This window comes from Hyperthermus butylicus DSM 5456 (assembly GCF_000015145.1).
Taxonomy (GTDB): Archaea; Thermoproteota; Thermoprotei_A; order Sulfolobales; family Pyrodictiaceae; genus Hyperthermus; species Hyperthermus butylicus.
The window spans coordinates 461367-473705 of sequence record NC_008818.1 but is presented as its reverse complement, the minus strand read 5'-3'; the positions used below and the strand labels follow the sequence as shown (position 1 = coordinate 473705).

The following is a 12339-nucleotide window of genomic DNA, read 5'->3' as shown; positions in this document are numbered from 1 at the left end:
CATTACTGTTCCAACATGCCTGCCAGCCGGGCCATTGGTTAAGCTGCTGGCGAGAAACCCGTAAAAGCCCACAAGGTTTTCGTGCGTGTTCTTGGTTCCCATATTGAGCTGCTAGCTGGAGGTGGCCCTCCGCCCCCTGATAGCACCGGCTGATCCTATCGCATACATTGTTGCAACTGCAGCTGTCCGCTCCCGAACTCAGTCATGTGGAGAAGATACTGAAGCCCGCGGGGGCTCTGGGTAGAGGATATTGACGAGGAGCTGCTTGCTAAGGGAGCTAGTGGAACTCGTGGAGTACCAGGGCGAAGGTGAAAAATTCGCTACCTGGAGGCAAATAAGGGGTTAGGCCTCTAGCGCCCTTTTTGCCTCTTGGAGCGCCTCGATAGCTTTGCCTAACTGCTCGGCTGCCTTCTTCTTTGCCTCCTCGAGCCTCTGGAGTCTCTCCCTCAACTCGGTGTTCTCGGCACGGAGCTTACCTAGCTCCTCCTCGAGCTGTTTTACCTGCTCATCTAGCTTCTTTAGCTCCTCCTCGGCCTCCGGGCTGACTATTGGTACTGCTAGCTTTAGCTCACCCCTGATGAGCATATCATAGGTCTCGCGAACCAGCTTGCCAGCTTTGGTCTCGCCCTTCAAGTGCCGCCTTATAGTTGCCTCAGTGCGACCTAGCTCCTCAGCTATCTGGGAGACCGTGTAGCCAGCCTTCTCCATTGCTAGCGCAGCTGCTGCAACAGCAAGGCTATCAACCCATGTTAGGAACTCCTCTTTGCTCAGTGCTGCTTGAAGCACATCGGGTCTGAACAATGTGCCTATGATTAGTACTGCTTCTAGCTGCTTAATCTCCCTCTTCGACACTGGCCTTACTGGAACCTCAACGGGAATCTTTACTTCGCGCATCTTGATGGGAGTCTCCTGCTCGACCACTATACATCACCCTAACTGCTCCCAACTCTATCTAAATTAATACCGCACAAGTTGAAATATATAAACCTTTGACGTGCTGCTATTGATTTAGAAGCTCACAGTTTAAACAGACGCTAAAGACTGAGCCGGGACTAGTCGTATAGCTTCGAGCCGGACATGAGACCTTTAGAGCTTTAGAATCATAAGCGTATAGGATCCTATTTAGACATGCACAAGCCACATGCTAGAACTACCATACTCCACCCGCCTCCGCCATACACTGTTCATAACGATTCAATAGAGGTGAAAAATAGTAGATGTGTAGTATAGCTGAGTTAAGAGAGTCATTGCGAAGTAAAGTGGAGCTATATGGTATTCCCTAATGTTGCTCCAGGAGGCTTTCATCTAGGTGTGCCACCTATGTTGTAGGCCGGAACAACAACTTGCCTAGCAATGAGCTAGTACACCATTAGTGGTAGTATTACACCTCCACCACCATGGAATTTTCCTCGTATCGCTATTCGGTGACCGCACTTTGGGCACTGATTGTCCTTTGTGAGACGCCATGCTATTATGGTGAAGCCTCTTCTCTCTACCACGGCATAATTGCACTTGGGGCAATACGTGTTCTCTAGGGGATGACCCCACACGTTGCCTATGTAGACGTAGTGTAAGCCCTCCTCCTTGGCTATCTTTGCCAACTTTTCTAGGGTCTCAACCGGTGTTGGTGGTAGGTTGAGTAGTCTGTAGTCTGGGTGGAATCGTAGCAGGTGGAATGGTATGTCTGGCCCGAGATTCTCGACTATCCATCTCGCAAGCCTCCGAAGATCCTCCTCCCTATCGCCATACTTGGGGACTACCAGGTTTGTTATCTCTATCCACCATCCTTGCTTCTTCATCTCCAGCAATGCGTCGTAGATTGGGGATGGGTCGGGTACAGCCATGAACTTGCGGTAGAACTCTGGGTTTCCACTGCCCTTAAAGTCGACGGTCGCTCCGTCCATGTAGGGGCCTATCATCCTTATGGCCTCGGGTGTAATGTAGCCATTGGTAACCATTACGTTGTAGAGGTTATGCTTCTTTGCAAGCCTAGCCACGTCGTACATGTACTCGAAGAATATTGTTGGCTCGTTATAGGTGTAGGCTATGCCCTCTGCCCCGAAATCTAGGGCTTTCCTCACAACCTCATCTGGCGGCACGTAGTGACCGTAGAGGCCCCGCTCTAGCCTTGACTGGCTTATCTCCCAGTTCTGGCAGAACTGGCAGAAGAAGTTGCAGCCGACAGTGCTTATTGATAGTACTCCACTGCCGGGCTCGAAGTGGTAGAGCGGCTTCTTCTCAATAGGATCAATATTCATTGCTGTTAGCAAGCCGTAGACGAGCGTGTAAAGCTTCCCGTTAATATTCTTCCTTACCCCGCAGACGCCGTAGCGGCCCGGAGCTATGATGCAACGGCGAGCACAGAGGCTGCAGCGTACATAGCCAGGTCTATCCCTTAGGGGTTCCCATAGCATTGCTTCCCTTACATGGGGTTTATGGAGTAGCTCTTCATCGCCTTTCCCATGCCTGTTAACGCTTATTTCCATAACCTGCTCACCCATCCCTATATTGTTGTGTAGACTTAACCACTAATATTATAGTATCAGTATCCATGCAGCTTGGCACAATTGCTGAGATATGCGTAACCGTAGACAGGAGACATAGAACGCTATTAGGAAGCACTAGATGCAGAAACATCACACCACGACTATAGACAAGCATTGCGAAGACCATTAACACCAACTTCAAGGATAGTTGCCACGAAGCTCGGAGGGTGTCAGGGTCGCTCCACCTATCCACATCCCTGGGGCCGGTCGGTACGTCCCTACTACCTCATCCACCCCATATATCAGGGCTAGCTGACTACTCTCTATAAGGTGTATCCCTAGCCTTGGCCGGAGAGACTTGCACACCAAGAGCCTACGAGCCCAGCGGAGACCGTGTCGTCTACTGCTCAGAGCTTAGCTGGAAACAGCCAGTATTCCGGGATCGCATCCATGCTGGCGAGGTGCTAGCAGAGTTTATCCATGCTATCGGGGTAAGGACAGACTACGTCTTTGGACTTGCTGCTGGAGGGGTACCCGTCGCGGCAACTACTGCATGCAAACTCGGGGTAGCCTTTGACGCTATAGTCGTGAAGAAGATAACTTTCCCTTGGACAAGCGAGGCCGGCTTCGGCGCTGTAGCTCTCGACGGCACATTGCTCTACGACGAGGATGTTGCCGGGAGGCTAGGCTACAGCAAGGAGGATGTCAAAATCATTGCCCGAAAGCTGAGTAACTATATAGAGGAGCGCACTAGGCGTATACGAGGATCAACAAACTACCCAAGCCTCAACGGCATGACGGTATTACTCGTGGACGATGGGATCGCTACTGGCTATACTATGGCTGTTGGCGTACAGTTTTTGCGTAAGCTCGGCGCCTCTAGAGTAATTGCCGCTGCACCAACCGGCAGCATTGATGGCTCGCTAATGGTTTCAAAGTATACTGAACTGGTAGCTGTTGCCAACCTACGTAGCGGCCCCTACTTCGCCGTAGCTGACGCCTACCTGGAATGGCACGATGTAAGCGATGATGAGGCCCAATACTATTATAGGGTTGGGCTAGAGTGCCAAAGACAGGGTAGCAGTTAGCCATACACTTCACTCTAGACGCTAGTGAAGGAGCCTTGCTGATGCTACATCCCTGCTTGCACTGTTCGACTACTATCTTGCATTAGTTTCCAAGCCAGCTAGCAGTAGCGTTAGAAGGAAATGTAATACACAACTCGTAACCGCAACCGCTGGAGATAGCTTGTCATCTAGACTCCTAGCTTTTTGAAAGCACACGAATGCTCTAGCCCCATCTACTGGTTACTGGACAGAAGACACCTCCTCTGCTGTTCCAGCTCGGAGCCTAAATCAACTTGTATATCACTATCCCAGAACCATACCATATGTAGATTGGGCTCCTCCACAACCGGCAAAGAAGGAACATAGAGCCTATCTGGAATACGTTCCGACAAGTACCGCATAACCTACAACGTATTGTCGTGCACGCTCAAGAACCTCCGCAGCCGTCGCACCTGGTTTTAATTCAAGACTTTCTACACTAAGTGCATGGAGCGCGAAGATGTATCGGTGCGGCTTATCGCCAGATGGAGGACAGGGTCCACCGTAGCCGATGCCCCCGAAATCGTTCCGTCCCTGAATACCTAGACCCTCAATTACGGGATCCCTGGGCACTCCTTCAGGCAGAGCTGTTACTTGGCCGGGTATATCGTAGAGCACCCAGTGTATGAACGTGCCTAGCGGCGCGTCGGGATCATAGACTATGAGTAGGTAGCTTGCAGCCGAGCCTGGCTGCCCGCTCCACTCAAGCGGAGGCGAGACATCGTCACCATCGCAGGTATACTTTACCGGTATCCTCTCCCCATCGCCGAAGGCAGGAGACAATAGGCTAAACTCTGCGCCGACACGCACTAGGTAGTCTCTATGTTTTCTACGAAACAATATCATCTAGTCCACACCGTACACTCTCATACCGCAAGCTTTAGATTTAGATGTAACGCTAAACAAGCCTAGCCCGTGTCTAGATTATGTAGCCGGCTTCCACTGTATCCATGTGCTCCTCCTCAAGGCTTGCCTCAAGTATGAATGCTACACGTCCCTCAGCATAGACTCTCGCATAGACCCTCGGAGGCTTACCCGCTGTTAGTTCTTCAAGGACTCCACACTTGTTGATTCCCCGGAGCCCTAGCTCGATTACAATGTTATCGATTGCAAACCATCCGAGCACGATATCCTCCTTAGGAGGTGGACCCCTAATACTAAGTTTCTGGAGTCCATAGTTAGCCATCTCTTTAGCTGCACGCTCCTCAAGACTATCTATAAAGTCTAGGAAGTCTCTGCTACATGTGCCTGCGCGTCTAAGCCTTGAAAACTCCCTTGAAACAATAGCCTGGAGGCTATTTAGAATTCTTTTCAGTGCCGCAACCCATCCAGTTTCGGGTATAGCTTCTGCCTTTTGCTGCCCTATGTGCGGCTGCACCTTTTCCGGACCCCAATCATATAGAGTGCTCAGTTACCCCCCTTAAACTGGCCTATCAGCACAGCATTCTCACACGACCTAACGTAGAAGCAGAGAGCCCGCGATGATTGATTACATCGCAAGCCACAGCTAGCGCAGCTACAACATCCGTCGATGCAAACTGTACTACAAAAACGTTTTCTGGAAAGCTAATAACTACGAATGTTGTGGTTAGCAGTGTGAGTCCGTATTGAACCCACAATAAAAACTTCAAGCTTGACTGGCTTGCCTTGTATCTCCTACAACAAGACCACGGAGAGCCTCTAGCGCCGCCTGGTTCTCCTCATGTAAGCCGACGGAGATCCTCATCCACTCGGAGCCTAGCGGTACCGAGCGCACAGCCACACCCTTCTCCGACAGCTTTGCCACAACATTCTCCACGGGAGTCTGTACTAGTAGGAAATTTGTAGTGCTACGATACACCTTTACACCTGGTATAGATGCTAGCTCGATCCTTAACCATTCCCTCTCATGCTTAACCCACTCGACTAGCTTCCTACTATACCCTATGTCATCGAGGGCTGCTAGTGCTGCTACTATGCTAAGTCTCGGAGGGAATGGCGGAAGCAGTTTTCTGAGAATCCCAGCTATCTTACGGGATGCTATCGCATAGCCTATCCTCATACCAGCTAAGGCAAAGGCCTTGCTCATAGTCCGTACTACGACGAGGTTATCATAGCTATCCACAAGCTTTGCAAATGTAACCCCGGAGAACTCATAGTAAGCCTCGTCTATGACTACAAGGGCGCCAATAGCCGAGGCCGCATCAAGAATCCTCCTTGCCGCAGCAGTATCGGCTAGGAGTAGGGAGCCTGTTGGATTATTCGGATTATCTATGACGACTAGACGTACATCATTACTCTCTAGCGCTGAGACAAGCTTTTCTAGCGGGAGCTTCCAGACATCACCATCATCTACGAGGTCTATACGAGCTGGTTTACCGCCAAGCAAACCTATAATCTTGTCATAGACAAAGAATGCTGGATATGGATATACCACGAGGGAACCAGGCTCAACAACAGTATTAAACGTTTGCTGAAGAATCAAATCTGCACCCGTCCCAATGACCAAGTTGTCAACGTCTACATCGCTATACTCAGCAAGGCGCTCTACAAGCCTACGTATGAGTCCTGGCTCCGGGTAGCGATTGACATTAAAAACTTCAGCCTTTACAGCTTCTATTACTCGTGTCGAAGGCGGGAATGGGGGCTCGTTGAGATCAAGCCTAGCTATAACACCACTATAGTCTCGGTAGCTTTTCCCTCCACCGCCAACATTTTCAAGCCACTGTTTAATCCTAACGGTCACAAGTTACACCAGCTATTATGCATAGAGTTGCATCAATTTTATGTTTATATAGCTGACAACACTATAGCATCACTAGCTAACACCTAGTACGGATGATAAATAGCACTTAGCTCGCAACTCATGTGCTAAGAGATATTCTAGTAGCAGAGCAACACCCTATAAGGGCGGATGAGGAGTGTAGATTGTTACTGCGGCCCCGCACCGTCCCACCCGCTGATGATGGTTAAGGTGATGAGTCCGGCAGGAACCGACACACCACACCAAGGGGTGGGAGGTGAAATCCTCTCTTGAGCTGCTGCAGAGATGGATATCCCCGCGAAGCCTGCGACTTGTTAAGAATACTACTTGAAGAGTACCACAATTACTTTGACAAAATGGGCTGGCTTAACAGTGATGGGCGTGGAGTCTTTGAAAAAATAGTAAGAATGCTCTTAAACTCCAACCCCTCCCTCCGCAGGCTCATCTACAAGGTGAGAAGGAAGCCAACACTCGAGTCTATACTCCGTCTAGCCGAGGAGTTCTACGACTGCGAAGTCAACATGCTCGCAAGTGAGTATGCTATCTAGAGATTTGTGCCTGCTGTTTTACAGTCTACCACTCTCAGCTGGTCAAGCGTTATCAACGCCATGTAGATGAAGAGCACGCATTCTCGGCTCCTTTTGATATTACTGGGAAGCACCCTGACTGGTTCGAAGAAATCTATGTACGTAGACGGTCCCTTATGCGTACGCTGGTTCTACGGGCACATATTGGACGTCAATGAACTCCGAAGAAATGCAGGTTATGGTGGTCTTCTCCATTGCTGCTGAAGCAAGCTAGCTCTTGGCTAGGCTGTCCAGAGCCTCCTCTAACACTTTGAGGTACGCAAAGCAGGGGCCGCCGCACATTAGCACAGCAACCCAGCCCGCCTCACGTACCTCTTCAGGTTTTGCGCCAGAACGTAGAGCTTCACGTACATGGAGTACTATGCAGTATTTGCACCTAGCAGCTACAGCTATTAGCTCCTTGTTTTTGTGTCGAGAGCACCAGGCTTCTTTATGGCTTCGAAAAGATCAAAGAATCTTTTAGATAGCTCGGGGGCTTTAACGGCTTCATTACGTATGTGTCGCTCCATCTCTCTAAGGAGTTGAGCTACATAGTTGCTCTCGGAGGACAAGGCCTGCACCGGAACGTGTAGAGTTGGACAAGATGGATTATGTATTTTCTGTTCGAAGAATACGAAAGTTATGTATGCAAAAACCCTAGGGTTAGTCGTGGGTCTCCTCGCCCGTGAGTAGTTCGCTTTTCTTAATCTTGGGCTTGATGTACTTCTCGTAGTCCTTAGCCTCGGCAAATCTGTTCTTAAGCTTCTCCAGTACTTGTGGCAATGTCGTGTATTCCATCTCCTCTGGGCCTAGCCTGTGCGGCATGAATGGGCCGTGGCGTCTCATGTAGTCTGCTATCTGCTGTGCGAGCCTCCTAGCCTCGTCGAATGCCGGGTCGTCGAATAGGTCTACAGGACCTATGAGCTTGCCCTTGGTTACCTGGAAGCCTAGCGCTACGATTCTCGGCGGACCATCGAACCTTGTACACTTGGCGTCGCGCAGGCTTACAGGCATTAGTGGGCCCCAGTGGCTACCCCTCATCCAGCCCGCAACTAGGTGTGGAAAGCTGAAAGGCTCCAGTATCTCGCCGACAGCCGGGAAACCGCTCTGCGCCCTAACGATTGCTACTGGATCGTCCTTACCCACGTACCTTCCTGCTATCAAGTTAAGCCTTTCAACACTGACCACAGCTGCTATCTCGTTGTCTCTCTTCCTGTAGATCCTCTTTATCACATAACGGCTAGGTGTACCTATGAGTGCTAGTAGGTCGTAGAGCTCCTCGGGCGCATTTAGCACTACATACTTGCCCTCTAAAACGTCGAGGACCTCGAACTTAAAGCCATCATGCATCCTGGGGTCTATTACGAGGCCAGCAGTATTGAATGGATCAGCAAATATTCTGTATAGCGGAAGGTTGAAAGCGCCAGGCTCGGTCTTATCAGCCATGAACACCACTATTGGTTCACTTGGCCTCTCAACAAACTCCATCTCGGCAACGCCGGGACCTAGCCCCCTAACATTGCCTGAAAAGGCGTCACTTAGCAGGTCCTGGCCAGCAGCATAAAGGCCTAGCTCCTTAGCTACCTCCGCAGCCTTCTTGAAAGCCTCCCACGCCAGGCCATGGATTTCAGGACTATCAACACCCTTTCTATGTGTCATGATTAGCTGTAGATCGTCGCCCACATGGGTTACGTAGAAGTCTATAATGGTTCCCTTACGCTTAGCCTCAGCGAGGACGCGAGTGGCAGCAGCAATAGTGTCAGGGTGTACCTTATGGTGACCGGCAATGCTGCCTATATCAGCCTTGATAACACTTATAGTTACACGACGCTCCTCGCCCACAAAACACCACCATACATACTAAGCTATGTATGGGAGAGCCTTAAGTCTCACCCACACAGCAAGATAGTACAACCTGACAGGAGGAGCCCTTGAAACAATCTGTAATACTGGGAGGCAAGAAGCAGATGGCGAAGAAGCTGACTGAGTATCCCCGCTCCTATATATCCTATATGTTATAAGTAAGGAAAGAATGCTTAGAGTTATTCTGGCAGTCATAGCAACATATGGCTTTAAACTGGTAACTAGACGATATCCGCTGCTAAGCATCCTGTCAGGCTTCCCAAGAGTATTATAAAGGCTATGGTGTGATTATAGCTTAGCAGCAACCTAAACATGTTAGACCTATAGTATACTTCGCTCCAAGTATTTACCTGAGCGTTAGTTGATAGGAGTGGCTCTCCATGGTGATACAGTCGATATAATATCGGGATACTACAAGACCGCTTACAGCATCTGTAAGATCTACACAAGGAATGTTTCTAGGAAGACGAACCAATACTAGTCCGCGGAAAGTCCTTGTGGTAGACACTACCTTCCGCTAAGCTGGCTATACAAGTTGACCCGGTCATCTCATAGTTGAGCTATAGTTGTTGGTCTACGAGTTATAGGATAGCGGGAGTAGAGGCTAGGACTTGAAGTAGGATCGAGGTAACCTTCTGATATTCTTTAGCTTCTTTGGGTTGAAGAGTGAAGGATGTCACTCAAAAGAGGTAAAGTTGAATCTCTGGTTCTAGAGAATTGGGTAGTTCTCTCCGAGGTTCAGGTTAGGAATCCGCCTTTTTCTGCGAGTTGGAGGGCTTGTGCTGGCTCTATGACTCTGTGCTTGGTTCCTAGTGCAGCTGCTAGTTCCTGCAGGGCATATATGAGTAGTGGTAGCTCGCCCCAGATGAGTTTGCCTTTGAGTCGTAGGTATAGCCTGTTCAGCCTCGTTGTGAGGTATTTTGCAAGTATCTGTATAACTTCTTCAGGCTTCCTTGCAGTGTTTACTCCGAGCCTCCTAGCTAGCTTGATTGCTCCTGATGTGAAGCCTCTAGGTGCAAGTATGGCGTATACTATGTCGGCAGCGTTGAATACGCGGCCGCGCAGCTTCGCTAGTTGTGCTCGTAGCCTTGCAATCCTCTGCCCTAGCTGGCTCGGCGTTATTGGTCTGCTTTCCTGTGCGCTAGTGTAGAGTGCTACTACTAGCGGGTTACTGGCTGGCAAGTGTACGGTCAGGATTGTGACTGTATAGTCGCGGGTTTGGTCTACCCGGCTTACCCCGGCAAGTAGTGGATTGTAAGCACGCCAGAGCCGGGAAAATCGTTTCACGCCGGAGAGAAGGGGTAGAAGCACCTTGTTTGCTGCCTGAAGCCGGACAGCCCTTCTCTCAAGCGGCAGCTTTGGGGCCAAGGCGTTTCTCCGACAGCTATCTGGCCTAGGAGCACGCTATTCCAGCTCCCGCGCAACGCTCGCCTGTCAGGTGTAGCTCTTTGCTGATAGCCCAGGTAGCCCCTACACTTGTTGCCTGTCAGGTGTGGCTTGCCTCCTGTCAGGCATTATGTTAGGTCATTCCTCTCCCTCTTTCTCTTCCTCGCCTGGCCTAGGTATGTAGTAGTACTTGCCTAATCTCTTCTGCAGCCTGTCAAGGAAGCTTCCCTCCTTGTTTATCCTCGGCCTACCTGTTTCAGGATCCTTCCTTATCGTTATGCCTAGCTCTTTCAGAAAGGTGTTCATGCCATCGAAGAGCGAGGCTGGTTGGTGTGCATGACCTTCAACGCCGGGAGTACCGGTGAACACCATTATCCGGCTTGCAATGTAGTCTTGTACCGCTATGTCGTGCTCCACAACTATTGCTGCTGCACCGCGTGCTTCGGTTAGCCTCTTAATGATCTTTGCTACTGCTAGCCTCTCCTCCACGTCGAGGTATGCTGAGGGTTCGTCAAGGAGGTAGATGTCAGCTTCTCTTGCTAGTGCGACTGCTACTGCTAGCTTCTGAAGCTCTCCACCGCTTAGCTCGCCTACACGGCGATCGAGGAGGCGGTCGAGTCTCATCCTTCTAAGTATCTCCACGTTGAGCCAGGAGCCGGGTGCTAGCACAGACTTGTTGGCCTCGGCGAGCACTTCCTCAACGGTTTTATCCTCGCCGAATAGGCTTGGGCTAACATACTGTGGCTTGTAGCTAACCTTTAGGGTTCCGGCAGGCTTTGAAACACTACCCTCCGTTGGTTTGAGCTCTCCTGCCAGTACACGTACAAAGGTTGTTTTACCTATACCGTTTGGTCCTACTACGCCTAGCACTTCTCCCTCGTGTAGCTCTCCCTCCTCAACCCTTAGCTGGAAGCCGTTGAGGCTTACTGTTAGCTTGGACCAGGAGATGTATGTTTTCAAGCTGAGTGTGGTCTCGCTCGGTGTGGCTGTTATGGTGTATCTTATTGGTTCGCTTCTAATTCTCATGTTTTCGGCTGGAAGGTAGCCCCTTAGGAAGTGGTTTATGCCGGCTCGGACGCCGTAGGGTTTTGAGGCTATGCCGTATACGCCGGGTTCACCATACATGATTACGACGTAATCTGAGAGGTAGTCGAGCATGGCGATGTCGTGTTCTACGACGACTAGATAGCTGTTGTTCGGCGCGTAGCTCCTTATTGTCCTGGCAACCCTAACCCTCTCCCTAACATCAAGATAGCTGCTTGGCTCGTCGAAGAGGTAGAGGGTTGCATCCTTGCTCAGCACGGCTGCAACCATGAAGCGTTGTAGCTCTCCACCACTAAGCTGCCTAATATCTCGGTCCAGAACCTTCTCGAGTCCAAGCTCTTTTACCAGCTCCCGCCATATCCCTCTCTCGTCGGCCTTTTCTAGTAGCTGTCGCACGGTACCCTTAACCCGACGGGGTACAAGGTCTATATACTGTATCTTGTGGGCTGCCTTTATTGAGCCCTCGGCTAGCTTCTTAAAGTAGTTTTGAAGCTCTGTCCCTCTAAACCTCCGGATAACCTCATCCCAGGAGGGTGTGGTTCCATCCACCTGGCCGAGGTTTGGCCTAAGCTCGCCCGAGAGGATGCGTAGTGCTGTAGACTTGCCAGTACCATTCTTACCTATGATGCCAAGTATCCTACCCTCACGTGGTACGGGGAGCCCATAGAGCTTAAACCCGTTCCTACCATAGCGGTGGATGACGCTTTTCTCAAGCTCGTCGGGAAGGTTAACAATGCTTATAGCCTTAAACGGGCACTTCTTAACACATATACCGCAGCCAACGCAAGTCTCCTCGTAGATCACCGGCTTCCTCCTAGCCTCGTCGAACTCTATCGCCTTGCCGCCTGTCAGGTTTACAGGGCAGAATGCTATGCACTCGCGGTGGCACTTACTGGGCTTGCAGAGTTCATAGTCGATAACAGCTATTCTTGCCACTAGGCGACACCCGGGTAGACCCAGCCGCGGCTACTCTGGAAGGATATATTCAAGGGCTCCAGGTATACTCGCTCACGGCTGTGAGGAGTGGTGACGGCACAGAGCTACCAGCTAAAAACGGCTATGAAGAAAGCAAGGTTGGCCGAGCCTACCACTCTTCTTCCTCCCACTCCTCTTCTTCCTCCTCTTCCTCCCACCACTCTTCCTCC

General features: G+C 50.5%; 11 protein-coding genes. 2 read left to right on the top strand and 9 right to left on the bottom strand.

The annotated features are described in order from the left end of the window. Window positions 1-342: 342 nt before the first annotated feature. Both HBUT_RS02570 and amrS read right to left on the bottom strand, forming a co-directional pair. Complete coding sequence (locus HBUT_RS02570) at window positions 343-921, bottom strand: helix-turn-helix domain-containing protein (RefSeq protein WP_011821673.1); 579 nt, start codon at window positions 919-921, stop codon at window positions 343-345. Between the two features lie 437 nt (window positions 922-1358). Continuing rightward, window positions 1359-2486 carry an AmmeMemoRadiSam system radical SAM enzyme gene (gene amrS, locus HBUT_RS02565; RefSeq protein ID WP_011821672.1) on the bottom strand — a complete coding sequence of 376 codons (1128 nt, stop codon included), beginning with the start codon at window positions 2484-2486 and terminating at the stop codon, window positions 1359-1361. 344 nt (window positions 2487-2830) lie between these two features. Between amrS and HBUT_RS02560 the strand changes: the two genes are divergently transcribed. Continuing rightward, on the top strand, window positions 2831-3574 hold the full coding sequence (locus HBUT_RS02560) for a phosphoribosyltransferase (RefSeq protein WP_011821671.1): 744 nt from the start codon (window positions 2831-2833) through the stop codon (window positions 3572-3574). Between the two features lie 348 nt (window positions 3575-3922). On the opposite strand, the gene HBUT_RS02555 is transcribed toward HBUT_RS02560, so the two are convergent. The 3 genes from HBUT_RS02555 to hisC all read right to left on the bottom strand — a co-directional run bounded on the left by HBUT_RS02555 (window position 3923) and on the right by hisC (window position 6317). Further along, window positions 3923-4438: a YbhB/YbcL family Raf kinase inhibitor-like protein gene (locus tag HBUT_RS02555; protein WP_011821670.1), complete on the bottom strand. Its 516-nt coding sequence runs from the start codon at window positions 4436-4438 to the stop codon at window positions 3923-3925. Window positions 4439-4511: 73 nt separating this feature from the next. Continuing rightward, on the bottom strand, window positions 4512-4970 hold the full coding sequence (locus tag HBUT_RS02550) for a hypothetical protein (protein ID WP_011821669.1): 459 nt from the start codon (window positions 4968-4970) through the stop codon (window positions 4512-4514). 249 nt (window positions 4971-5219) lie between these two features. Then, window positions 5220-6317, bottom strand: a complete 1098-nt coding sequence (gene hisC, locus HBUT_RS02545; protein ID WP_011821668.1) for a histidinol-phosphate transaminase — start codon at window positions 6315-6317, stop codon at window positions 5220-5222. A gap of 287 nt (window positions 6318-6604) precedes the next feature. On the opposite strand from hisC, the gene HBUT_RS02540 reads away from it, so the two are divergent. Continuing rightward, window positions 6605-6883, top strand: a complete 279-nt coding sequence (locus HBUT_RS02540; protein ID WP_048061403.1) for a hypothetical protein — start codon at window positions 6605-6607, stop codon at window positions 6881-6883. A 249-nt stretch (window positions 6884-7132) separates the two neighbouring features. On the opposite strand, the gene HBUT_RS09780 is transcribed toward HBUT_RS02540, so the two are convergent. The 4 genes from HBUT_RS09780 to HBUT_RS02525 form a co-directional block, all read right to left on the bottom strand. Beyond that, window positions 7133-7285 (bottom strand): carboxymuconolactone decarboxylase family protein, encoded by a 153-nt coding sequence (locus HBUT_RS09780; RefSeq protein ID WP_267195215.1) that lies wholly within the window; start codon window positions 7283-7285, stop codon window positions 7133-7135. A gap of 279 nt (window positions 7286-7564) precedes the next feature. Continuing rightward, on the bottom strand, window positions 7565-8743 hold the full coding sequence (fbp, locus tag HBUT_RS02535; protein WP_011821667.1) for a fructose-1,6-bisphosphate aldolase/phosphatase: 1179 nt from the start codon (window positions 8741-8743) through the stop codon (window positions 7565-7567). 759 nt (window positions 8744-9502) lie between these two features. Then, entirely contained in the window at window positions 9503-10132 is a 630-nt protein-coding gene (locus tag HBUT_RS02530) for a hypothetical protein (RefSeq protein ID WP_011821666.1), read from the bottom strand. Between the two features lie 156 nt (window positions 10133-10288). Then, window positions 10289-12130: a ribosome biogenesis/translation initiation ATPase RLI gene (locus HBUT_RS02525; protein WP_011821665.1), complete on the bottom strand. Its 1842-nt coding sequence runs from the start codon at window positions 12128-12130 to the stop codon at window positions 10289-10291. Window positions 12131-12339: the final 209 nt, after the last annotated feature.

What these genes read in the sequence shown, in the direction of transcription:
- HBUT_RS02555 (WP_011821670.1), bottom strand. Translation starts at nt 4,438, where the DNA reads ATGATATTGTTTCGTAGAAAACATAGAGACTACCTAGTGCGTGTCGGC.
- amrS (WP_011821672.1), bottom strand. Translation starts at nt 2,486, where the DNA reads ATGGAAATAAGCGTTAACAGGCATGGGAAAGGCGATGAAGAGCTACTC.